Raw genomic sequence first — 24,059 nt, forward strand, 5'->3', positions numbered from 1 at the left:
CTCATAAGGCAAAAAAGGGAGACTTTTGCTAAAATGGTATTGTATCCGTTTGCAAGAACCGCGGAACTGGAGGGAACACCATGCCTTTTTATCATCGCCTCGGTCAGATTCCACACAAGAGGCACATTCAATTCAGACAGCCGGATGGCAGCCTGTACCGGGAACAGGTGATGGGTACCAAAGGGTTTTCCGGAAATCAGTCGATTCTTTACCACATCCATCCGCCGACGCAGGTGAGTGAGGCGAAGTTGTTGCGGGAGTGGGCCGCTCCCGTCGAAGAGGAAGGAGCCAACCGCCACCGGCATTTCTTCACCTTTGATGCCGAACCGGGCGGAGATCCCGTGGACGGTCGGAAGCATTGGCTGATCAACGACGATGTGGCCATTGCCACCTGCATGCCGACCGAACCGATGAATTATTTCTTCCGGAACAGTGACGGCGATGAAATCTTGTTCGTCCATGAAGGGGAAGGCGTGCTGGAGACGATTTTCGGCGACATTCCGTATCGGCCCGGCGATTACTTGGTCATCCCGGTCGGCACCACGTACCGCCTGGAAATGAAAAAGGGACCGACCCGCCTTTTGGTGATCGAGTCGACGGGTGAGATCACGACGCCGAGACGGTATCGCAATGAACACGGTCAATTGATGGAACACAGCCCGTTCTGTGAGCGGGACATGCGGCCTCCGGAAACGTTGAACCCCCGGAACGAATCGGGACGGTTCGAAGTCCGTGTCAAGGCGCGAAACCGGCTTCATTCCTACATGTTTGATTTCCATCCGTTCGACGTGGTCGGATGGGACGGATATCTCTTCCCGTATGCGCTGAGCATTCACGACTTTGAACCGATCACCGGGTCGATTCATCAGCCGCCGCCGGTTCACCAGACCTTCGCCGGTCCCAACTTTGTCGTTTGCTCGTTTGTGCCGAGGATGTACGACTATCATCCGCTGGCGATTCCGGCGCCGTATTATCACAGCAACGTCAACAGCGATGAAGTGCTGTATTATGTACACGGCAATTTCATGAGCCGCAAGGGCATTCGCGAGGGATCACTCACCCTGCATCCGAGCGGCATTCCCCACGGTCCGCACCCGGGCAAGATGGAAGACAGCATCGGCAAGGATCGTACGGAGGAACTGGCGGTGATGGTGGACACGTTCCGTCCGCTTCACGTGACCCGGGCGGCACTGGAATTTGAAGATTCGGGGTATATGTACAGCTGGCTTCCCCCGAAGGAGTGAAGACGAGTGATCATCGATCCGAAGCAGCAGTCAAAGAAGGACAATTACAAGCTCCTGATCGGCAGCGTGCTCCCGAGACCGATTGCCTTTGTCACGTCGCTGGGACCGAACGGGACGCTCAATGCCGCTCCGTTCAGTTTTTTCAACGTGGTGGGAACACAGCCGCCGCTTTTGGCGTTCAGCTGCATCCGAAAGCCGGGCGGAGTGATGAAGGACACGGCCCGAAACATTCTGGAACACGGAGAGTTTGTCGTTCACGTGGTGGACGGAAACAATGTCGCCATGGTCAATGACACGTCGATCGACTTTCCTCCGGAAGAAAGCGAGGCGGAAGCCGTCGGATTCACTCCGGTGCCTTCCGAAGCGGTGAAAGTTCCCGGACTGAAAGAGGCCAAGATCCGGATGGAGTGCCGGCTGTACCGGCATTTCGTGTTGGGCGGAACGGATGAGGAGCCGGACTGTGATCACTTGATCGGTGAAGTGGTGCTTTTCCACATCGACGACGCTCTCTGTGACGGCGGCAGAATCGATACCGTCGCCCTCGATCCTGTCGGACGTCTGGCGGGAACGACTTATGTCCGGTTGGGAGAAATGTTTTCGATGCCGCGCCTTTCGTACGGCGAGTGGCGCGAAAAAACAAACGGGGCGTGATACAATCCGGGATGAAATTCCGGGGAAGTTTGCGAGCCCCGTGCGGATCGGTCGGATGCCGATTTGCTTCCGGATCACGAAAAAAAGAGGCGCCCCCGGGAGGCCGCTTTGTTTCGTCTCCCTGGGGCGCCGACGTTCTTCCCGGGGTTTCCCGGGGTTTTTTTGTCAGGAGTTCATGTTTTCGTATTTTTTCTGTTTGGCGTGACGGGCCCGTTCGTTTTTGGCCAGAAATTTTTTGCGCAGCCTGAACGTTTGCGGGGTCACTTCGAGCAATTCATCGTCTTTCATGATTTCCAGCGCATCATCGATGGTCAACCGGCGGGGGGTGTCCAGACGGATGGCTTCTTCCGCGGTGGCGCGCCGGATGCCTGTCAGGTGTTTTTTCTTGCAAACGTTGACATCCAGATCGTTTTCGCGGATGTGTTCGCCCACGACCATGCCCTCGTACACTTCCGTTCCGGGGGTGATGTACAACGTTCCCCGTTCCTGGGCGGAATGAAGGGCATAGGCGGTGGCCGTGCCCGTTTCCCAGGCGACCAGGGACCCGAATTCGTGGGATTCGATGGGGCCGGCATACGGCTCGTATCCGGCGAACCAGGTGTTCATCAGAGCCTCCCCGCGGGTGGCGGTGAGCAGTCGCAGCCGGAAGCCCAGCAATCCGCGTGACGGAACTTTGTAGGTGATCCGGAGGTTTCCGCTTTCCAGCACCTGCATGTCCTGCATCTGACCCTTGCGTTTTCCGAGAAGTTCCACGACGGAGCCCTGATGGTCGGGGCTGACCTCGATCTCCACCATTTCGTACGGCTCCAGTTTTTTGCCGCCCGACTCCTTGTAAATGACTTCGGGCTTGCTCACCTGGAACTCGTATCCTTCCCGACGCATGGTTTCAATCAGGATGCTCAGATGCAGCTCCCCTCTCCCGGAGACCAGGAAGTTGTCGGCGGAATCCGTGTCTTCCACGCGCAGAGCCACGTCTTTTTCCGCTTCCCGAAGCAACCGTTCCCGGATTTTCCGGGAAGTGAGATGGGTTCCGTCCCGTCCGGCGAACGGGCTCGTGTTCACGCCGATCATCATGCGCAGGGTGGGCTCTTCCACTTTGATCGGCGGCAACGTTTCGGGGCATGACGGGTCCGACAGGGTATCGCCGATGCCCGTTTTGCCCAGTCCGGTGACGGCGATGATGTCTCCGGCGACGGCTTCCTCAACCTCTTTTCGTCCGAGGCCTTCATGGGTGAACACCTGCCCGACCTTCACCTGTCTGGTTTCCCCGGAAGCCTCGGTGAGCAGCAGCGTCTGGTTGCGGCGCATTTTGCCCCGTTGCAGACGACCGATGACGATTTGCCCTTTGTAATCGTCATATCCGAGCAGGGTGGCCTGCATCAGGGTCGGTCCTTGGGGATCCACCCGGGGATGGGGAACTTCATTCAAGATGGCTTCGAACAGGGGAATCATGGAATTTTCCAGCCGGTCCGGTGCGGTGCCGGAAACGCCGGACAGCCCGCTGGCGTAAATCACGGGAAAATCGCATTGTTCGTCCGTGGCCCCCAGGTCGACGAACAGGTCGAACGTGGTGTCCACCACCCAATCGGGTCGGGCGTTGGGCCGGTCGATTTTGTTGACGACCACGATCACCCGGTGGCCGCGTTCCAGTGCTTTGCGCAAGACGAAGCGCGTTTGCGGCATGGGGCCTTCCACGGCGTCCACCAGAAGAAGGGCGCCGTCCACCATGTTCATCACCCGTTCCACTTCTCCGCCGAAGTCGGCGTGACCGGGCGTATCCACGATGTTGATTTTGACGCCTTGATAGTGAACGGCGGTATTCTTGGACAGAATCGTGATGCCGCGTTCCCGTTCCAGAGCGTTCGAGTCCAGCACCCGTTCTTCCACCTGCTGGTTCTCGCGGAAAATCCGGCTTTGCCGGAGCAGAGCGTCCACCAGCGTGGTTTTGCCGTGGTCGACGTGCGCAATGATGGCGATGTTGCGAATTTGTTCCGGTCTCTGCATGTTTGGTCGGGAGTCGTGACGGACTCCTGCCCTCCTTTGTCTGGAATCCACTCTCGAATGGTACCACAGTCGGCAGGGGATGTGCCAGTGCGGGAGACCAGGGGATTCATCATTGCGAAACCGTGATGTTTCGACGCCGTCCCGTCCACACCCACACCATGACGGCAATCGTGGCCGGGAACAGCATCGACCAGCCGGTGAACGGGAGCAGCGCGCCGGTCGCGATCAGGGAAATCCAGCTCATCTTCCGTCCGACGGGGTCGTCTTTCAGCAACCGGATCCCTGCCGCACACCCGATCAGGTAGGTCAGCAGAAACGAAGCGTTCGGCAGCAACAGAAGGATCTTGAGCGGAATCATTCCGGTGGCATACAGGGACAGGATCACGAAAAAGCAGGCGGCCAAAAAGAGGATCCCGCCCACCGGCGTTTGCCGGCCGGACAGGGTGGCCAAGCGTTTCGGAGCGGCTCCGGACTCCGCCAGCGCATAGGCCAACCGGGCTCCGGCGCCTCCATAAGTGATGGAAGTCCCGGTGCAGATCAGAAAGCCGGTGATGCCGGTGACGATTTTTCCTCCGGTTCCGAAGATCCGGTCAATGACGTGAACAAGCGATGCATCCGACATGCCGCCGCCGTAACTCGCGGTACCCACCGTGGCCAGAGCGGTCAGAAAGTACAGCAGTCCCACGATCACGGAAGCGATCACGATGCTTTTGATCATGTCGCGACGGGGATCAACGAATTCCCCTGACAGATGGGAAACGGCTTCCCAGCCGATGAAACACCAGAACAGAATGGTCGCGGACTGACCGACGGCCATCCATCCGTTCGGGGCGACCGGTGTGAAATGGGCGGATTCAATGTGAGGGGCGGATCCGACGATGACCATCAAGAGTACGGCGATGATGGCGGTGACGATCAGGATCTGGACGTTCCCCCCGAGATGCATGCCTCTCCAATGGATCAGCAGGGTGATCCCCAGCAACACGGCGGCCAGCAGAATCCGGACACCTTCTCCCAGCCCGAGGGAGGTGCTCAGGTACCCGGCGCCGATCAGGGCGTTGACCGGTGAACCGATGGCCACGGAGATCAGGAAAAACCAGCCGACGCATGCTCCGGCCCGTTCGCCGAATGTCAGTCGGACAAAATGGGACACACCGCCCGCATGGGGGTGACGCGTGGACAGCCAACCCATCACCAGGGCCATCGGCAGCATCAGCACAAGCATCACACCCCACGCAAAAAGGGAAGCGGGACCGGCCATTTCCGCGGCCAGGCCTGGCACGGCCAGGATGCCGGATCCCATGACGGCTCCAATGTACAAGGCGATCGCCTGCGGCAGGCGAATGGTTTTCGCAAGTGGTTGCATGCGACTCTCTCCTGTCCATTTCGAAATGTTTTTCTGTTACCATGATCTTACTTCAAGGGGTTCTGATCAGTAAAATAGATAGATATAATAGAAATGATCGGGAAAATCGATGGGGAGGAGGGCGGACCGTGGAATGGAGACATCTTCACACGTTCAAGACCGTGGTGGATGCGGGAGGCATGACGCGGGCGGCAAAGCAACTCGGATACGCCCAATCCAGCGTGACCGCACAGATCCAGGCTTTGGAAGAGGAATTGGGATTGCCGCTGTTTGACCGGCTGGGCAAAAAAATCGTGCTGACCGAAGCCGGCAATCGCCTGTATGAATACGCGGTGAAATTGCTGTCGTTGCACGGAGAAGCGCTCGAAGCCGTCCGGTCGGGACGGGAGCCCGCCGGAACGCTGGTGATCGGGTCTCCGGAATCGCTTGCCGCTTTTCGGCTGCCGCCGATCATCAGGGAGTACAGGCGCCGTTTTCCCCGGGTGAAATTGGTTCTGGAGCCCGGTTCATGTCAGGAAATGCGGCGGCTCGTGAAAAGCGGGGAACTGGATGTGGCATTCATCATGGAAACGGACATGGAAGACGAGGATCCCGAATTGGTGGTGGAGCCTCTGGTGACCGAAGAGATGGCTCTCATTGCCCCTCACGGTCATCCGCTAGCCGATTTGCCGGAGGTGAAGGCGGAACACCTGGCCGGCGAATCCTTTTTGCACACGGAAACGGGCTGCAGTTACCGTGCCCTGTTTGAACGGTATCTGTTGACGCAAGGCATCCGTTCGGAAGAAGGTGCGGAATTCTGGAGCATCGAGGCGATCAAAAACTGCGTCCATGCCGGCCTCGGTCTTGCTTGTCTGCCGCTGATCGCCGTGCGCAAAGAGATCGAGGAAGGAAAGCTGCTGAGGCTGAATTGGGATGATCGCTCTTGCCGGGTCACCACCTTTCTGGTACACAACCGGAAAAAATGGGTGTCGCCGGCTCTGGAGGAATGGATCGGGATCGTGAGGGAGAACGCGGACCGTTGGACTGATTCGAATGTTTGATTCCCGTTCGGAACGTTTGTTCTTGTAAAAATCACCCGTCTTTTGTTATGATTTGGAGGGTTAATGAAACAAGGCGGGGGGTATCCAAATAAAAGAAACAAAAATGTTTCAAAAGTTTATTTTGATTCCGGAAACGATCAGGCGTTTGTTTCCCGGGATCGGGAGGGATGGGGAGAAATGAGTGTGTTCAAGGATCTTTGGTGGTTCTTTCGCATGGAGAAGCGCGCTTATGCCATCGGGATCCTGGTCCTCCTGGTGCTTGCGCTGACGCACCTGATCTTCCCGTATGCGGTCAGAGTGGTGATCGACCAAATCGCGGCCGGTACCCTGCAAATGAGTGATCTCGTGTTCTGGTCGGTGGGTTTGCTGGCGGTCGCCGTTTTCGAATACGGTTTGGGCGTGATTTGGAGGCTGCAACTTTTCGGAGCGGCCAACCGCTTGGGGAGACTTCTCAGGGACCGTCTGTATCGTCATTACACGAAAATGTCTCCGGCGTTTTATCATCGGCGGAGAACCGGAGATCTGATGGCTCACGCCACCAATGACATTCAGGCCGTCGTCGGTACGGCGGGTGACGGGGTGCTCACCTTGGTGGACTCGATCATTTCCGGAGGCGTGGTCATCCTCACCATGGTGTGGTTCATCGATTGGCGCCTGACGCTGGTGGCGCTCATTCCCATGCCGTTCATGGCTTGGGCCACGGGGAAATACGGAGGGATGATCCATCGGCGGTTCATGCTCGCCCAGGAGGCCTTTTCCCGCTTGAACGACAAGGTACAGGAGAACATTTCCGGGGTGCGGGTGATCAAAGCGTTCGGACAGGAACGGGCCGAGCAGGAGGAATTTGAACGGATTCTGGATGACGTCGTGAGGAAAAACGTGGCCGTGGCCAAAGTGGATGCCCTGTTCGACCCGACCATTCAGATCGTGGTGGGCAGTTCGTTCTTTCTCGCCGTGGCGTACGGTTCGTTTCTTGTGGCCGGCCGTGAACTCTCGCTGGGCGAGCTGACCCAATTCACGATTCTGTTGGGGCAACTGATTTGGCCGATGCTGGCATTCGGCTGGTTGTTCAACATCGTGGAGAGAGGACGGGCTTCCCACGAGCGGATCCGGAATCTCCTGTCGGTGGAACCGGACATCACGGACAGGGAGGATGCTTCGGAAGTGCCGGCCTCCGGCGATATCGAGGTCCGGATCCGGTCTTTCACATACCCCGGGGTGGAGCAGCCGGCGCTGCGCGACATTTTCACCGGGATCAAACGGGGGCAAACCCTGGGGATCGTCGGCAAGACCGGCAGCGGCAAGACCACGCTGTTGCGCCTTCTTCTCCGGGAATTTGACGTGACGGACGGGGAAATCCGGATCGGAGGCAAACCCGTGACCGGTTATCAGCTGGAAGCCTTGCGTCGTTCGATCGGTTATGTGCCCCAGGATCATGTGCTTTTCTCCACCACGGTGGGGGAAAACATCGCGTTCGGCAAACCGGATGCCACCCGTGAAGAAATTGAAGAAGCGGCACGGATCGCCTGTGTGCATGACGACATTTTGAACTTTGAAAAAGGTTATGACACGGTGGTCGGAGAACGGGGAGTCACGCTTTCGGGCGGACAGAAACAGCGGATTTCCATTGCCCGTGCCGTTTTGCTGGATCCTGAAATTCTGGTGCTGGATGACGCCCTTTCCGCCGTGGACGGACGAACGGAGCATGCCATTTTGACGCGTCTGCGCGAGAACCGGAAGGGAAAAACCACGTTGATCGCCGCTCACCGGCTCAGCGCGGTGGAGCATGCGGACCTGATCGTGGTGCTGGATGAAGGGCGGATCGTGGCATCGGGCACCCATGCCGAATTGATGGAGACCAGTCCATGGTATCGGGAAATGGTGGAGAAACAGCAGCTGGAATCGCTGGTGCTGGAAGGAGGTGGGGGAGTTGGTCCTGAAACGTCTCCTCCGGTATCTTAAGCCGTACAAGGTCCGGTTTTCCGTTGCGTTCATCGTTTTGCTGATCGCGACCGGCGCCGAACTGGCGGTCGTTCCGCTGGTGAGCCGCTATCTGGATCATGAGTTGATTCCCGACCGGTTCGATCCGCACGGACTCCTCCGCTTCGGAGCCGTTCTGATGGGACTGGAGCTGACCGCCGCGACGCTTCGCTATTGGCAAAATCTCACCTTCCAGGTCATCGCTCTGGACGTGGTGCGCGAAATGCGACGGGAAGTGTTCGCGCGGGTTCAGAGGTTGGCGCTGTCTTTCTTTGACCGTGTTGCGGACGGATCCCTGGTGTCCCGAATCACCAATGATACGGAAGCGGTCAAGGATTTGTTCATCTATGTGGTTTCTTCCTTTTTGCAAAACATTGTGTTCATCTTCGGGGTCGTGGTGGCCATGTTTGTGCTCGATCCCGTTCTCGCTTCCTGGATGCTCCTGTTCCTTCCGGTGATGGGGGGGCTCATGCATTTCTATCGCGTGTTCAGCGGCCGGGTGTATCGGGTGATCCGGTCCAAACTGGCCGAGATCAACGCCCGCATCAATGAATCGATCCAGGGAATGAACATCATTCAGGCATTGGTGCAGGAGAAACGTCTCCGCCGGGAATTTGCCGAGATGAACGAGGAGCATTATCGCGCGGTCATGCGCAATATCCGGTTGTTCGCCCTGATGCTGCGACCGGCCAACCACGTGTTGTCCATGGTTGCCATTGTGTTCATCATCAACCGGTTCGGTCTGGAGTCCCTGGAAGGACCGGTCAGCATCGGCGTGATGTACGGGTTCGTCAATCTGGTCGGCCGAATGTTTGAGCCGGCCAACCAGATCATGATGAGACTCTCCCAGATGCAGCAATCCGTGGTGTCGGCGGAGCGGGTGTTCGAACTGATCGACAACACCGAATTCGCTCCCGACAAGACCGGAGCGGGAACCCCGGAAATCACCGAAGGACGGATCGAATTTGACAATGTCAGCTTTTCCTATGACGGAAAAACCGACGTGTTGAAAAACATCTCGTTCACCGTCGAACCCGGACAGACCGTGGCGCTGGTCGGACACACCGGCAGCGGGAAAAGTTCCATCGTCAACCTGCTGATGCGGTTTTACCGTCCCGGCAAGGGAGAAATCCGGATTGACGGTCATCCGCTGGATCACTTCGAAAACGCGGAGCTTCGCCGGAAAATGGGGCTGGTGTTGCAAGATCCCTTCCTGTTCCACGGCAGCGTGAAGTCCAACATCCGGATGCACAATGAAGACATCACCGATGAACAGGTTCGGGAAGCCGCCCGGTTTGTGCAGGCGGACGAATTCATTTCCCGGTTGCCGGGCGGTTACGACGAGCCGGTGGCCGAGCGGGGCGCCACGTTCTCCAGCGGTCAACGGCAGTTGATCTCCTTCGCGCGGACCATGGCCATCGGACCGAAGATCCTCATTTTGGATGAAGCCACCGCCAGCGTGGACACCGAAACGGAGGAGTCCATCCAGGAAGCGCTCGGCAAGATGCGCAAGGGACGGACAACAGTGGCCATCGCGCATCGTCTGTCAACGATCCAGGATGCCGACCTGATCCTCGTGCTGCACCGAGGAGAAATCGTGGAGCGGGGAACCCATCAGGAACTGTTGGCCAAACAGGGGCTGTATCACAAGATGTACCTGCTTCAGACGGGAGGAAGCGCAGTCTCTGTCTGAGCGGTTGCGGCCGAATCCCTTCCGTGACAAAACACTGAAGTCCTGGTCCGAACATCCCCTTTGATGCGATGCGGAACGAAAGCCGCGCGTTTCAAGGGGGATTTTTTCATGCCATCTCTTGACAACAACAACGGGAACAGGTAGTGTATGAAGTGTAATATGAGACATAGTACACATCGTACACAGAGGTGCAAGGCATGACGTTTGCAACCGTTGTCGGACATCTGCGGTGAGGTGAGAGGATTGTGGTTTGACGTTGATCCCCGATCGGATGTCCCGATCTACCGGCAGCTGGTCGCCGGAGTGAAGTCGGCGGTGGCGAGGGGGATCCTGCAGCCGGGAGAGAAGCTTCCGTCCGTGCGGGAACTGGCGGGACGCATCACCATCAACCCCAATACCATCGCCAAAGCCTACCAGGAGCTTGAACGGGAAGGGATCATTGAAACCCTTCGCGGTCGGGGGACGTTTGTCGCCGATGCCCTTTCAGGCGATGGTGACGGGGAAGCCAGACGCCGGCAGATTCGCCGGCTGATGGAGCAGGTGTTGGTGGAAGCCCATTATCTGCGGATGGAAGAAGAAGCGCTGCTCGAATGGCTGGAGGAAATCGTGAGACAGTGGTATGCCGAAAGGAGGAATTCGGGTGCGTCCGGCGATCGAGACCCGAAATCTGACGAAGGCGTTTGACGGAGTGACTGCCCTGAACGATGTGAATTTGATTGTTCCGGAAGGGTCCGTTTTCGGACTGGTTGGGCCGAGCGGTGCCGGGAAAACGACGTTGATCCGTCTGCTGACAGGTGTGTTGCGACCCACGTCGGGAACGGCGCGCCTGTTGGGACGGGATGCTCAGGAAGCGGATGGGGAAATCCGGCAGCAAGTGGGGATGGTGCCCGACGATCCGGGTTTGATCCGTTCTTCACCGTCGAAGATCTGCTTCGGTTTTGTTCCCGGCTCTACAGGCACTGGAACGGAAAACGCTGCGACGAACTGATGGAGCAATTCCGTCTGCCCCGCGACCGGTCGATCCGGTCTCTGTCCAAAGGGATGAAAACACAGCTGGCGCTGATCATCGCCCTGTCAATCCGTCCCCGCCTGCTGATACTGGACGAACCGACGGGAGGACTGGATCCGTTGGCGAAAAGCCGGATGTTCAGCCTGATCTTGGAGGAGGTGGCGGAGAACGGGACCGCCGTGCTCGTTTCTTCGCATCAGCTGGGAGATCTGGAACGGATCATCGACCATGTCGGGTTGTTGGTGAACGGAAAAGGGGCCCGGACTTGGTCGCTGGATGATCTGAAAGCCGGGGCGAGGAAGATTCAGGCGGTGTTTCCGGACGGATTGCCCGAGGAGCTTCTCCGGATGCCGGAGATCCTGCATGTGGAAAAACAGGGGAGCGTGTATATCCTTACGACGGGAGGCGGGTTTGAAAAGGTGATGGCCCGCATCCGGGAACATCGACCCGTTCACGTGGAAACGCTCGGTCTCGGACTTGAGGAATGGTTGATTCGCCAAGTGACAAAGGAGGAATGGACCCGTGCGGCGGCTTCTTCCGAATAAGGCGCTTCTTTGGAGAGAATGGCGACAAAACCGCTGGTGGATGATCGGTTTGTTTTGGCTCATCATCTGGAATCTGGCAGGGTCGACCATGGTGAAAATCGCATCCGGCCGGCTTCCTGAACTGTATGAATGGTATATTCTTCGCAGCGGGATCCCGGAGAATCAGGTGTGGTCGGTGGAATGGGCCTCCATGATCAACGGGCGGATGTTTGCCCCGGCGACATGGACATTGAGCATGAATCCGATCGAAGGGTTGGCACCTGTTGCCGTATTTTTCTGGGGAGTGTGGATGATCACCCGGGAACGGATGCAGGGCCGTCTGGAGTTTCTCGTTTCGACTCCGGTCAGTCGAAGGGAAATTGTGGTCGCCAAATTCCTGTTCGGTCTCGTTCCCGTTGTCCTCGGCATGACGGTCAATGGGCTGGTTGCCGTTTCCGCGGCGTTGGTCAAGCCGGCTGCGTACTCCGTGAGTGCCGTGGGACTCTGGTTTGTATATGTCACTTCCGTTTTGCTCGCCTTGTATGGAGCCGGTTTCGTGATCGCGGCGGTGACGGGACACTTGGTCTCCGCGGTGGCTCTTTCGGTACTGTACTTGTCTCTGCCGAGTATTTGGGGTGAGCTGTATTATATGATTTCGTCCACATTCGGGGATCCCGTGTATGTCACCCTGAAAATCGCGCTGGAATATCTTCAGCCTCTGAGATATCTGGATCTGTATCGGACCGGACAGGCGGAGATGTGGTATGCAGGGGCTCTGTTCGCCGCGTTCCTGATTTTCTTTTTCGCGGCCATCCGTCTGTTCGAAGCCGCTCCGATGGAGCGAAACGGGCAGGTGTTCGTGTTCGGGAATCCCCGAATGTATCGGGAAGTGGTGGCTCCCGCTGTTTTGGCCGGGCTGAGCACGTTTGTGTTCATCAATTGGTTCTGGCTGGCAACTGATTGGGTGATGCTGCCGGTATTCGGTTTGTTCTGGCTGTTGTGGGGGATGGCGGCGCGGAGATGGGTTCGCCGTCGCATCGGCAAAAATCCGGAAGTCCATCATGCGTGAGGATCAAAAAAAGACCGGCCGCCCGGGAACGGGCGGGCCGGTCTTTGGTTATACCGAAACGTCGCGCTTGGCGAATGAATACCAAGCCAACCCGAGGAACAGAAGGGCATGGAGCGTCAGAACCACGCCGGACAAGGCGGGACTCATGCCCGGCATCTGCGTATCCGTGAGGTAGGGTTTCAGATCGAGATGGGCAAAAAAGAGATACTTCAAAAATTCCAATCCCAACAGTTTCATCAACTCCACGGAGATCGGACCCATGACCATCACCACGAGGACGATAAACATCGCCATGGAGCCGCTGCGGGTGACGCAGGAGAGCATGAACGACAGCGTGGCGAGGATGAAGGTTTCCAGTGCACTCAGTCCATAGACGGACCAGGTCGTGTCCAGCGCTTCCAGCACCCGGTCATCCGGAGATCCGACGGTAAAGAACACCGCGCCGAACAACATCGACAGCACGACCAGAAAGAGCAGACAGAACAGGATCAGGAGCAGGACATGGACGTATTTGGCGGCGAGCAGCCGGGTGCGGCTGACCGGACGGATCAGGAGCAGCTTGATCGTACCGAAGCGGAACTCCTCCGCGAGTGACCGGCTGGCCACCACAATGGTGATCAGTTTGACCACAAACAACAGGTGTACGGCTTCGGTCATGAAGTCCCACATGGAAGGCTTGTAGGCGGAATGGACGGAAACGAACTTGTGGAACAGCCCGAGCACAAGCGTCCCGAACGGCAGCAAGCCCAGCAGGAAGATCATGCTCGTCCGGTTGAACAGCTTCATGTTCTCGTTTTGCAGAAGCCGGATGAATTCAGTCATTCGACTCGCCTCCCGTCACTTCCAGGTAACGGTCTTCCAAACGTTTGACGTGACGGGTGATGCCGTAAATCGGGATGCCCGCCTCGGTCAGCCGTTTCACCACTTGGGGAATCTGGTTTCGCAGCAGGAGTGCCTCGAAGCCGTTGTCGTGCAAGGTGATTTTCCGGTCTTTCAGCTGTTTGGGCAATTTTGGGGGGAGTTTGCCCGTTTCAAAGAACACGGGGATCTCCCGCTCTTCCCCTTGCACGGCGGAAACGGGTTGAATGTTGACCAGTCTGCCTCGCTGAATGATGGCCACCCGGTCGCACATCAGTTCCATCTCGCTGAGCAGGTGGCTGGAAACGATCACCGCGGTATTTTCCGTTTCGGCCAGGTGTCGGAGATAATCGCGCAATTCCCGGATCCCTGCCGGATCCAGACCGTTGGTGGGCTCGTCCAGGATCAGCACGGAAGGCCGGTGCAGAACGGCTTGAGCCACTCCGAGCCGTTGCCGCATTCCGAGCGACCAGGTCGCCACCGGATCATGTTCCCGTCCGCTGAGTCCGACCATTTCAAGCACTTCTTCCATTCTTTCCGGCCCGATGCCGGGAAACATCCGGGCAAAATGAAGCAGGTTCTGATATCCTGTCAAAAAGGGATAAAACTGCGGGTTTTCCACAATGGCCCCCACATGGGAAATGGCTTGTTCAAAGCGGGTGGCCACGTTGTGACCGTTGATGATGATCTCCCCTTCGGTGGCGGAGATCAGGCCGGTCATCATCCGAATGATCGTGGTTTTGCCCGCCCCGTTCGGACCGAGCAACCCGAAGATTTCTCCGGGATATACATCCATTGACACACGGTCCACGATGGTTTTGTCTCCGATTCGTTTGCTGACGTTCACCAATTGCACCACGGGACGATTTTTCAAGATGTCTCACCGCTTCCTGGGCAAGATGAAATTTCCGTCATTTTTTCAGTATATGGCTTGTCAGGCCGGATGTCGACCCCGCAGACGGTTTCGTCTCCGCGCGTGGCCGGTTTAAGCGGAGCGGTTCTTGGGGATTCCAGTAAGAAGGAGCGGGCGGCCCCGGATCACGTCATCGAAGGCCGGAACTTGATGAAGCACATCCTTGCCGGCGGCGGAATCAAACACGATCACCGCCCCGGCTGGTTGGAGGAGTGTACCATGATTCTCGTCAGACATGATGACAGCCCGATGTACTCGGAATCAGACAAGGAGCGGAGAAAGCCCGGTACTGCCCCGGACGGGACGGAGGCACGCGATGCGTTTGAAAAAGATTACGGGAGGATCGTGCACAGCGCGGCGTTTCGCCGGCTTCAATCCAAAACCCAGGTGATCGGCACCGGGGTCGGCGATTTTTACCGCACACGCTTGACGCATTCGATGGAAGTGGCGCAGATCGCCCGTGGCATCGCCATTCATCTGAACCATTCGCATCCGTTGTTCGCCGATGAGAACAGACTGGACGTCTCTCTGTTGGAAGCGGCTGCTTTGGCGCATGACCTGGGTCATCCTCCGTTCGGCCACCGGGGGGAGCAAGCATTGCACGAATGCATGGCCGGATACGGCGGATTTGAAGGGAATGCCCATACATTCCGGATCCTCACGCGACTGGAAGGGGACCGTGTGTACGGGCTCAACCTCACGCGGGCGCTTTTGCTTTCGGTGATGAAATATCCCGTTTTGCTGGACGACGCCATGGAAGGGCGGAAGCCGGACCCGAGGGGGAGGTTGACACCGCCGAAAGCCAGTGTGTTCGGGGAAGACAGGGAGGCCTTTGAATGGGTGCTCGCGCCCTTCTCCGATGAAGAGAGAGCCTTCCTGACCCGAACGGCCGCGGATCCCGACGGAGGCCGGGAAACCCTGCACAAATCGCTGGAATGCTCCATCATCGAGCTGGCGGACGACATCGCCTACGGAACGCATGACATGGAAGACGCCATCAATTTGCGGTTGATTCATCCGAGCCGGTTGACGGAGATGGTTGAGCCGCTGAAGAATCGCTCCGAATGGCCGGAGCTGGGAATGGCGTTCCGGGAACTTCAAGGCATCGATCCGGAATCCGACGACCTGAAATACCGGCTGAAGCATGCCATTTCGGGCATCATTTCCACGTTCATCCGCCATGTCGAACCCGTTCCCCTGATGGAAAACGCCCGTTCGCCGAGGATCCGGTTCAACGTGACCCTTCCCCTTGAATTGAGGGAACTGCTCGACCGGCTGAAATGGCTGGTGGCGGAAAAAGTCATCTTTTCCCAACGGGTGCAAATGATGTCCTGGAAAGGAGCCACCATGATCCGTCAGTTGTTTGACGCGTTCATGAACGAGGAACGGCTTCTGACGGAAAATGACAGGGAGGCGTTTCGCCGCGCTCCGAATGACCGGATTCGCGCCCGGGTGGTCTGTGACTACATCGCCGGCATGACCGATTTATTCGCGCTGCGGATGCATGCCCGTCTGTTCGGTCAAAGCCGGGGAACTTTCGACATCTGATCCTTCAAAAAACGGCCCGGCCCGCCACATTTCCGCGACCGGGCTTTTTTGTCGACAAAATCACGGAAAGTCCGACGGATTCCGGCGGTTGCGGCCGGGAAAGGACCGGTGTATAGTAGTTGTAAGAATCGGAAGGTTCTGAACGGGGGACGTCAGGTTCCGGAGTGTTTGCACTCATTTTGCGGAGAAACCGGTCCGTTTTTCTGATCGATGTCCGGAATCTGCGGTTTCCGTCGGAATCGGACCATGTCGGAAAACGGGAACACGCAACCGAAAAGCGAAGTAAAGAATCCGGAAGAAGTCAGGAACAAGAGGTGGTCGGAATGGTGCCGGAGACGGAAACACGGACACACGAGCTCGGCGAGATTCTGAAAGTCGTCGACGAGAGTGTCCGCATGCTCAACCATGTATCGTCGGGCGAGGAACAGAAGCTGGCCCGGACCGTGAGTGAGAAAGTGGAATGGTCGCTCGACCGGTTGGCCAATCGCGACTGGCTCGAGCTTCACATGCAATTGCATGAACTCGTTTATTACCTTGATTTGGCATGTTTCAGCCTGATGAATCTGAACGGAGAATCGTTTCACGTGTATTTGCAGGAGGTCAATCAGCGATACCGCACCCTTCTGCGAAAATTGTATGTCATGTACAGCAGGACCGGAATCAGGCAGTGAAGAGACCGGGAACAAGCAAACATGCGAGAGCGCGCGGAACCGTGATCAACAAAAACCGCTCCCCGAGGGGCGGTTTGTTTTTGTTTTCCCGGCCGAGTGCCTTTGGGACATGGGGAGAAGGTGCAGGGAATATTGTGGAAGGAAACCTTTTGGTTGACGGATGAACGGATGGCTCGGTAAGATGGATACATAAAACCTGCAATACAAACCTTCTTTCTCGGAATTAAGAGGTGAATCATTCATGTTGCGTTGGAAAACAATCGGGGCATGGCTCGCTTCCGCCGTACTGGTTTTGTCGCTCGTCGGCTGCAATGTCCAGAAGCAGGGGGATTTGCTGTCCGACATCAAAGAGCGGGGAAGCATCCGGATCGGCACGGAAGGAACCTACAAGCCGTTCAGTTTTCACGATGAAAAAACCGGCGAGCTGACCGGTTTTGATGTGGAAGTGGCCGAAGAAGTGGCCAAACGTCTGGGCGTGAAAGCCGAGTTTGTGGAGACTCCGTGGGATTCCATGCTGACCAGTCTGCAAACGAAGAAAATCGACATGGTGGCCAACCAGGTCGGCATCAAGCCGGAACGCAAGGAGAAATTCGATTTCTCCAAACCGTACACGGTCTCCTATGCGCAAATCGTGGTGAAAAGCGACAGCACCTCGATCAGCGACATTCAGGACGTCAAAGGCAAGAAAGCCGGACAAACCCCGACCAGCAATTTCGGAGAAATGGCCCGCCAAGCCGGTGCGGAAATCGTGGCATATGAAGACATGATGAGCGCCATGCGGGATGTGGCCGCCGGGCGCATCGATTTCAGCATCAACGACCGGTTGGCCATTGCCGAAATGATGAAAGTCTCCAAGCTGCCGCTCAAAACCGTCGGCGAGCCGATGGACCGTTCCGAGAGCGCCTTCCCCGTGCCGAAAGGCAATGCGGAACTGATCGCCGAGATCAACAAAGCCCTCGACAGCATGCGTCAGGACGGCACCTTGGCCAAAATCTCCATGAAATGGTTCGGTGAAGACGTCACGAAATGATGTTTCGTACGGGATCCCGGACGTTCGCAAAAGAGAACGTCCGGGATTTGTCATTTCGGCCTGCTGTCATACCGGTCCGGTTGACGATCCGGAGGGCAATGCATTAAAATGATGGCATCACATCAAAATTTGTACGGAAAGGAACGGTACTTCGGACAATGATTCAAGAATCCTGCTTCTGAAGCAAACGTCATCTCGATTTTCGGGAAATTTGCTTTTCCAGAGCAGGATTCGTATGCCCAAAATCCGGTGTACCGTTTTGTTGTGCCCGTTTGCTCCCGCCGTCCGGGGAACGGGCGATTCGGTCATGGAAATACCTGGGTGACGAATGCCTCTCTGGAAAGACAGGGAGGTTTTTTATGTTTGTGCTGGAAGCCCGTGGTTTGAAGAAATGGTTCGGAGACCGGATGGTTTTTTCGGTGGATCATTTGCAGATTGAAACCGGTGGGAAGATCGGGGTGGTCGGTGTCAACGGTGCCGGGAAGACCACGTTGCTCCGTGTGCTGGCCGGGTTCTTGGAACCGGACGAGGGAACGGTGCATGTTCGGGGAACGGTCGCCTGGATTCCCCAGGAAGATGAGATCGGAAACGGTGGATCAACGCTGAGCGGAGGGGAACGGACAAGACGCAAAATCACGGCCGCTTTGGCGGAGAAACCGGCGATGCTCATCGCCGACGAACCGACCAGCCATCTGGATCTCGAGTCGACGGAGTGGCTGGAGAAAGAGCTTCGCCGGTTTCCGGGGGCGCTTCTCTTGGTTTCCCATGACCGGGAGCTCTTGGATGCGGTGTGCGATCGCATCCTGGAAGTGGAGGCCGGGAAGGTTCGCCTGTATCCCGGGAATTACGGTGATTATCTTCGTCAGAAAGAGGAACGGTTGCAACGGGAGCGCTTCGAATATGAGCGGTACGTGTCGGAGAAGAAACGACTGACGGAAGTGATGCGGGCCAAAAAGCAAAAAGCCGCTTCAATGAAAAACCCGCCGAAAGGGATGAGTCCGTCCGAAGCGAGATTGATTTCCAACAAGAACAAGGCGAACGCAGCCGTGGCCAAAATGGAGCGTCAGGCCAAGGCATTGAAAACCCGGATCGAAAAACTGGAGAAAAAGGAAAAGCCGGTGGAACTTCCGGACGTCACGTTTGATCTGCAAGCTTTTCGGCCGATCGAAGGCAAACATGCCCTTCAACTGGAGCACGTGGGCAAACGGTTCGGAAAGAAGAGGCTCTTAGAGGACTTTTCCTGCAGCCTTCCCACGGGCAAGAAGGTGGCGCTCCTCGGGAAAAACGGTGCCGGAAAATCGACGTTGCTCCGGATGATCGCCGAACGGGAAGACGGGGTTCATTTGCCGCCTTCCGCCCGAATCGGATATTTTCATCAGCATTTGGCCGTTTTGGATGAAACCCGTTCGATTCTCGAGAATGTGAAAGAAAACAGTCCGTTTTCCGAAGAACTGATCCGGACGGTCCTGGCCCGGCTCCTGTTCCGGAGGGAGCAGGTGCACATGCCCGTGCATCTCCTGAGCGGCGGGGAAAAGGTGAAGGTGGCGCTGGCCCGCCTCTTTCTGAGCGAGGCCAATTTGCTTCTTCTCGACGAACCGACCAACTTTCTGGATCTCCGGAGCCGTCAAGCGTTGGAACAGGTTCTGAAAGCCCATCCCGGCACCATTGTGTTTGCCTCCCATGACCGGCGGCTCATCCGAAGCCTGGCCGACCAATTGTGGGTGTTGGAAGACGGGATCATCACCGTTTTCGACGGCCGGTTTGATGAATATGCCGAACGACGGGCAAAGACCGGCCACGTCGGGCGGGCGGAACAACGGGAACGCCTGCTTGCACTGGAGCGGGAATGGACCGAAGTCCTCGGGCGACTTTCCGTGCCGCAAAAAGGGGATGACCGGGAGGAGCTGGAACGGAGGGCGACGGAACTTCTTGACGAGATCCGCAAGCTGAAACAACGGGGAAATCTCTGAATCCGCTCCGCTCAACCGGTCGGGATGATCCGGGGCGCCGCCGGTTGAGCGGAGCGATGGTCCGTTTCTTCGTGAGCTCCCCATCCATGGGCGGATGCATGGGATCTTTGGGAATGTTCAGATATTTATTCCGGGAAACAAAAACTCCCCGACATCTGTTACTATGTAGGTTGGACATCGGATGCCGGTCCATGGATACCGGTATCGGAACGCTCACATACTACCAATTGGAAGAGGATTCCTGAACGGATGGATCGGATGTTGGAGGAGTGAAATCATGTCGACTCGTTCCCGTACACCGGAGGCATTTTCAATCGTGATCTTCGGGGCCACCGGTGATTTGGCGAAACGCAAATTGTTTCCCGCCCTGTTCGGTCTTTACAAGACCGGGCTGTTGCCGGAGCATTTTCGGGTGGTGGGCACCGGCAGGACTCCCCGTTCGACGGACGAATTCCGGGAGTCGGTCCGGGCTTCGGTTTCCGAATTCGGGAGACTGAAGCCGGATTCCAACGCGGAATGGCAAGACTTTGCGGGCCGCTTTTATTATGCGGCGTCCGATGTGAACGACCCCAGGGGATACGGAGAGATCAGATCAATCATCGAATCTTTTGAAAAAGAGCATGCGCTTCCCGGAAATCGCCTGTTTTACCTGGCGATCAGTCCGGACCTGTTCGGTGCCGTTTCGCGCCATTTGCGGGATTCCGGATTGACGGAAACCGCCGGTTGGAAGCGTTTGGTCATCGAGAAGCCCATCGGGCATGACCATGCATCCGCCAAAGCTTTGAACGGGCAGATCAAACAAACGTTCACGGAGGAAGAAACGTACCGGATCGACCACTATCTCGGCAAACAGATGGTTCAAAACATCGACGTGATCCGCTTTGCCAATTCCATGTTTGAACCGCTGTGGAATCATCATTATATCGAATGCGTACAGATCACGGCAAGTGAAATCGTCGGTGTGGAGGAGCGGGCCGGTTTCTATGACCGGACCGGCGCCCTTCGGGACATGGTGCAGAATCACATGTTGCAGATGCTGATGATGGTGGCCATGGAACCGCCCAGCCGGCTGAAAACGGAAGCGATTCACGATGAGAAGATCAAAGTGTTGCGTTCCCTCAGGCGGTACACGGAAGAAGAAGCGGGAGAGCATGTGATTCGCGCCCAGTATCTGGCGGGATCGATCGAAGGCAAGCAAGTGCCGGGGTACCGCGAGGAAAAAAACGTCCGCTTCGATTCCAACACGGAAACATTCGTGGCAGCCAAGCTGTACGTGGACAACCTGCGATGGGCCGGTGTTCCCTTTTATGTGCGCACCGGCAAACGGATGGCGGAAAAAGCCACGGAAATCGTGATCCAGTTCCGCAATGTGCCGAAGAACCTGTATTTCAACAAACACAACAATCTGAATCCCAACTTGCTGGTGATCTCCATCCAGCCGAACGAAGGGATTCAGATGGTGCTCAATGCCCGCCATCCGGGAGACGATTCCCGGATCGTCCCGGTGGCGATGGAGTTCTCCGGGAACTTCGGGAAAAGTGTACCGGAAGCGTATGAATCCCTCATCCACGATGCGATCATCGGGGATCAGACATTTTTCACCCACTGGGAAGAAGTGTCGCTCGCCTGGAAGTTCATCGACCCCATCCGCCGGGCGTGGGATGCGGACAAGCATCCGCTGTATCACTATGCAAGCGGAACTTGGGGACCGCAGGAAGCACACGAATTGCTGGCGCGGGAAGGACATGCCTGGTGGCCCGTGACCGGTCGGCGCGATCACCGGATCATTCGGGTCGGTCAGTGAGTCGCAAAGGCTTCCGGTGCAAGCTGAAAAAAATGAAAACGAACGGGAGAGATGGTTCACCATGAAAATTTATGATGTGTCGATGCCCATTCACGCAGGCATGCCTGTCTACAAAAACAAGGAGTCCAAGAAACCGGTCATTCGCGTCGTGCAGGACTTTGACACCTCCCCGGCCCGGGAATCGCGCATCGATTTGGACGTCCACTGCGGAACTCACGTGGATTCGCCGTTGCACATGGTGCCGGGCGGCGGGACGATGGAGACCCTTCCGCTGGAAAATCTGGTCGGTTCCTGCCTGGTGCTTGACCTGACCGGCGTAAAGGGGGGCATCACCCGGGAGCATCTGGAATCCAAAGAGATTCAAGCCGGTGATTTTGTTCTTCTGAAAACGCGAAACTCGCAGAACGACGGGTTTGACTTTGAATTCGTGTATCTGGCCGAAGACGGAGCCCGCTGGCTCGTGGAACGGAAGGTGCGCGGCGTGGGCATCGACGCGCTCGGCATCGAACGCTCGCAGCCGGGGCACCCCACCCACAAAACGCTGTTTGCCGCCGGTGTGATCATCATCGAGGGGCTTCGCTTGGCCGAAGTGCCGGAAGGTCGCTATTTCATGGTGGCGGCTCCCATCAAACTCCTGGAGACGGAAGCCGCGCCGGCCAGGGTGTTGCTGATCGACGGCCTGACGGAACAGAAGAAAGGATGAACCCGGAAGCAGTCGCAAATGGTTGCTGACGTGTTTTCCCGGTTCGTTTCACCGCACGCGCCAATGCTCTTGCACAAAAGGACGTCGGGGAAAAGAGAAGGATCGGGGTGACACCGTATCCGGAATCCGGGCAAGGATGCCGGATACGGGTTTTTCGCCACTCCTCTGTCAGATGTTTCGAAATAAAAGGGAGGTTCAAACATGGGAGAAATGTTGTCCATGTTGAAGAAGCATTGGTTGCGGATGTCGGTCGTCACCGTTTTGGGGAATCTGCAAGCATCCTGTTTCAGTGGGCTGTCATCGGGGGTGTGCTCTGGGTGACGGGAATCCGCGAGATTTTGGACTTGTGGGCCGTTTCCGATTCTCCGTGGTTTTGGGTGTTTGAAGGGATTTTGATCATCTTGTACGGCATCGTTCTTTGGCAAAACGGTTCGTTTCTCGCGGTCCTCTGTATATCGGCAGGTCTGCAAGTTGCCTTCAAAGAAACTTTTCCTTCGTTTCGCGCATTGATTCGTGGGCTCCCGAAGATCCCGCGCCTGGCGGCTGTGCTGGTGTGGCCCGGTTTGGCGGCAACTCTCCCAGTGGCCGGTCTGTTGACTTCGACGATTCTTTTGGCGGACGGAAAACTCGCTTTCGGTTTTTCCCTGTTGATCATGTCCGGTGTCTCGTTGGCGGTTCTTTCCATGGCCTGGTTGCATGTTCCGCTGATTGCCGCTCGTGAACAGACGGGAACCTTCCGGGCGCTGTCCATGTCGTTTCTGCTGTTCCGCAGACATTTTTCCCAAGTGTTTGTTTCCTCCTTGTGGACACTTCCATTTCTGCTTGCTTACATCGGCTCGACCGCACTCTGGTCCTGTTTTTTATTGTTCATCGTTGCGGACCCGAGAGGCGATGCCCTGTTCGGAACGTTGCTGTTCGTGGTGGTCCCGCTCGGCTTCTCCCTGAGCCTCGGAGCGGTGCTGCTGGCACCGGCTATGCTTGTCTTGTGTTACCGGTATGTCCGAGTTCTGCGACCGCTCCTGGTCCAATCCTGTCCCGATGCATATGAACGGGAGGCGGGGGATCGATGACATCTGGAAGCTCCGATTGTCGGACGGCAGTTTTTCCTGTCCGTTTGCGCGACGCGACGGCGGGAAAAGGTGCCGGTTTTTTTGATATCCCCGTTTCGTTGACGTGACGGGTGTTTTCTGTTTGACACGGAATTTCGCCGGTCGTAAGATAAAAACAATGTTGCATCGTTGAATAAATCCGATTGAAAAAGTCGGGAATGGAGTGTGATGGGGTCGATGAACTTTTTGACGGACATCCAGTGGGAAAATCTTTTTGACCCCGAATTGGCCGTGAGAGAAGCTCCCTACATTTTGGGGGGGCTCCCGCATGTGGTTTGGATCAGTCTGCTCACCATGGCGCTCGGCCTGATTCTCGGTTTGATCGTCGCTTTGTGCCGCATGTCGGACCGGGTGTGGCTCCGCGTTCCGGCGCGCGTCTACATTTCCGTGATCCGCGGAACTCCTCTGCTGGTGCAATTGTTCATTCTGTACTTCGGACTTCCGGTGATCGGAGTGACGCTGACCCCGCTCTTTGCCGGCATCATCGGACTGGCCCTCAATGTGGGCGGTTATGCGGCGGAAACGATTCGGGGCGCCATTTTGTCGATTCCCCGCGGGCAGTGGGAAGCCGCCTATTCGCTCAACATGACGACCCGTCAAGCCCTGCGGAGGGTGGTGCTTCCCCAAGCGGCACGGGTGGCTTTGCCGTCTTTGGCCAACACGTTTCTCAGCCTGGTGAAAGACACCTCTCTCCTGGCCATGATCACCGTGAACGAAATGTTTTACCGGGCAAAAATCATCGGAGGTCGAACCTTCGACTACATGACCGTTTACATTGAAGTGGCTTTCTTCTATTGGGTGATCTGCACGCTGCTGGCCATGTTGCAGGAGCGGCTGGAACGACGGTACGGACGCCACACCGCGTGAGGAGGA

20 protein-coding genes and 1 pseudogene are annotated in these 24,059 nt (G+C 56.9%); 17 read left to right on the forward strand and 4 right to left on the reverse strand.

Annotation, left to right across the window (positions count from 1 at the left end; genetic code table 11):
- Window positions 1-80 precede the first annotated feature (80 nt).
- Together EG886_RS05190 and EG886_RS05195 are read left to right on the forward strand one after the other, a co-directional pair.
- Complete coding sequence (locus EG886_RS05190) at window positions 81-1,244, forward strand: homogentisate 1,2-dioxygenase (protein WP_124727139.1); 1,164 nt, start codon at window positions 81-83, stop codon at window positions 1,242-1,244.
- Between the two features lie 6 nt (window positions 1,245-1,250).
- Complete coding sequence (locus EG886_RS05195) at window positions 1,251-1,895, forward strand: flavin reductase family protein (protein WP_124727140.1); 645 nt, start codon at window positions 1,251-1,253, stop codon at window positions 1,893-1,895.
- A gap of 165 nt (window positions 1,896-2,060) precedes the next feature.
- On the opposite strand, the gene typA is transcribed toward EG886_RS05195, so the two are convergent.
- Complete coding sequence (gene typA / locus EG886_RS05200; protein WP_124727141.1) at window positions 2,061-3,899, reverse strand: translational GTPase TypA; 1,839 nt, start codon at window positions 3,897-3,899, stop codon at window positions 2,061-2,063.
- A gap of 109 nt (window positions 3,900-4,008) precedes the next feature.
- Window positions 4,009-5,265: an amino acid permease gene (locus tag EG886_RS05205; protein WP_124727142.1), complete on the reverse strand. Its 1,257-nt coding sequence runs from the start codon at window positions 5,263-5,265 to the stop codon at window positions 4,009-4,011.
- Between the two features lie 128 nt (window positions 5,266-5,393).
- On the opposite strand from EG886_RS05205, the gene EG886_RS05210 reads away from it, so the two are divergent.
- The 7 genes and pseudogenes from EG886_RS05210 (at window position 5,394) to EG886_RS05240 (ending at window position 12,580) form a co-directional block, all read left to right on the forward strand.
- Window positions 5,394-6,305 (forward strand): LysR family transcriptional regulator, encoded by a 912-nt coding sequence (locus EG886_RS05210; protein WP_124727143.1) that lies wholly within the window; start codon window positions 5,394-5,396, stop codon window positions 6,303-6,305.
- Window positions 6,306-6,482: 177 nt separating this feature from the next.
- Window positions 6,483-8,267, forward strand: a complete 1,785-nt coding sequence (locus EG886_RS05215) for an ABC transporter transmembrane domain-containing protein (protein ID WP_124727144.1) — start codon at window positions 6,483-6,485, stop codon at window positions 8,265-8,267.
- Window positions 8,236-9,978, forward strand: coding sequence for an ABC transporter ATP-binding protein (locus tag EG886_RS05220; protein ID WP_124727145.1), 1,743 nt, complete (start codon window positions 8,236-8,238; stop codon window positions 9,976-9,978). Before EG886_RS05215 ends, EG886_RS05220 begins: the two co-directional genes overlap by 32 nt.
- A gap of 204 nt (window positions 9,979-10,182) precedes the next feature.
- The gene (locus EG886_RS05225) at window positions 10,183-10,662 is read left to right on the forward strand and encodes a GntR family transcriptional regulator (protein WP_241154384.1); all 480 of its coding nucleotides are present in this window, start codon (window positions 10,183-10,185) and stop codon (window positions 10,660-10,662) included.
- Window positions 10,598-11,031: pseudogene (locus EG886_RS05230) on the forward strand (ATP-binding cassette domain-containing protein); the annotation flags it as partial. The gene EG886_RS05225 and the pseudogene EG886_RS05230, both read left to right, overlap by 65 nt.
- Window positions 11,020-11,532, forward strand: coding sequence for an AAA family ATPase (locus EG886_RS05235; protein ID WP_241154421.1), 513 nt, complete (start codon window positions 11,020-11,022; stop codon window positions 11,530-11,532). The pseudogene EG886_RS05230 and the gene EG886_RS05235, both read left to right, overlap by 12 nt.
- The gene (locus tag EG886_RS05240) at window positions 11,510-12,580 is read left to right on the forward strand and encodes an ABC transporter permease subunit (protein ID WP_124727148.1); all 1,071 of its coding nucleotides are present in this window, start codon (window positions 11,510-11,512) and stop codon (window positions 12,578-12,580) included. Before EG886_RS05235 ends, EG886_RS05240 begins: the two co-directional genes overlap by 23 nt.
- 48 nt (window positions 12,581-12,628) lie before the next feature.
- Here the strand turns inward: EG886_RS05240 and EG886_RS05245 are convergent, their stop codons facing one another.
- Both EG886_RS05245 and EG886_RS05250 read right to left on the reverse strand, forming a co-directional pair.
- Window positions 12,629-13,402, reverse strand: coding sequence for an ABC transporter permease (locus EG886_RS05245; RefSeq protein WP_124727149.1), 774 nt, complete (start codon window positions 13,400-13,402; stop codon window positions 12,629-12,631).
- Window positions 13,395-14,312, reverse strand: a complete 918-nt coding sequence (locus EG886_RS05250; RefSeq protein ID WP_241154385.1) for an ABC transporter ATP-binding protein — start codon at window positions 14,310-14,312, stop codon at window positions 13,395-13,397. Before EG886_RS05250 ends, EG886_RS05245 begins: the two co-directional genes overlap by 8 nt.
- Before the next feature lie 189 nt (window positions 14,313-14,501).
- Here EG886_RS05250 and EG886_RS05255 point away from each other — a divergent pair, with 189 nt between their 5' ends.
- The 8 genes from EG886_RS05255 (at window position 14,502) to EG886_RS05290 (ending at window position 24,053) form a co-directional block, all read left to right on the forward strand.
- Window positions 14,502-15,899 carry an anti-phage deoxyguanosine triphosphatase gene (locus EG886_RS05255; RefSeq protein WP_241154422.1) on the forward strand — a complete coding sequence of 466 codons (1,398 nt, stop codon included), beginning with the start codon at window positions 14,502-14,504 and terminating at the stop codon, window positions 15,897-15,899.
- A 323-nt stretch (window positions 15,900-16,222) separates the two neighbouring features.
- Entirely contained in the window at window positions 16,223-16,570 is a 348-nt protein-coding gene (locus EG886_RS05260) for a hypothetical protein (RefSeq protein ID WP_124727151.1), read from the forward strand.
- A gap of 241 nt (window positions 16,571-16,811) precedes the next feature.
- Complete coding sequence (locus tag EG886_RS05265) at window positions 16,812-17,600, forward strand: transporter substrate-binding domain-containing protein (protein WP_124727152.1); 789 nt, start codon at window positions 16,812-16,814, stop codon at window positions 17,598-17,600.
- A 359-nt stretch (window positions 17,601-17,959) separates the two neighbouring features.
- The gene (gene abc-f, locus EG886_RS05270; protein WP_124727153.1) at window positions 17,960-19,570 is read left to right on the forward strand and encodes a ribosomal protection-like ABC-F family protein; all 1,611 of its coding nucleotides are present in this window, start codon (window positions 17,960-17,962) and stop codon (window positions 19,568-19,570) included.
- A 277-nt stretch (window positions 19,571-19,847) separates the two neighbouring features.
- Window positions 19,848-21,374 (forward strand): glucose-6-phosphate dehydrogenase, encoded by a 1,527-nt coding sequence (gene zwf, locus EG886_RS05275; RefSeq protein ID WP_124727154.1) that lies wholly within the window; start codon window positions 19,848-19,850, stop codon window positions 21,372-21,374.
- A gap of 61 nt (window positions 21,375-21,435) precedes the next feature.
- Entirely contained in the window at window positions 21,436-22,077 is a 642-nt protein-coding gene (locus EG886_RS05280) for a cyclase family protein (protein WP_124727155.1), read from the forward strand.
- Between the two features lie 317 nt (window positions 22,078-22,394).
- Window positions 22,395-23,147 carry a hypothetical protein gene (locus EG886_RS05285; RefSeq protein ID WP_124727156.1) on the forward strand — a complete coding sequence of 251 codons (753 nt, stop codon included), beginning with the start codon at window positions 22,395-22,397 and terminating at the stop codon, window positions 23,145-23,147.
- 216 nt (window positions 23,148-23,363) lie between these two features.
- Window positions 23,364-24,053 carry an amino acid ABC transporter permease gene (locus EG886_RS05290; RefSeq protein WP_164491669.1) on the forward strand — a complete coding sequence of 230 codons (690 nt, stop codon included), beginning with the start codon at window positions 23,364-23,366 and terminating at the stop codon, window positions 24,051-24,053.
- Window positions 24,054-24,059 lie beyond the last annotated feature (6 nt).

This window comes from Staphylospora marina, assembly GCF_003856495.1.
In the GTDB taxonomy this organism is placed as follows: domain Bacteria; phylum Bacillota; class Bacilli; order Thermoactinomycetales; family Thermoactinomycetaceae; genus Staphylospora; species Staphylospora marina.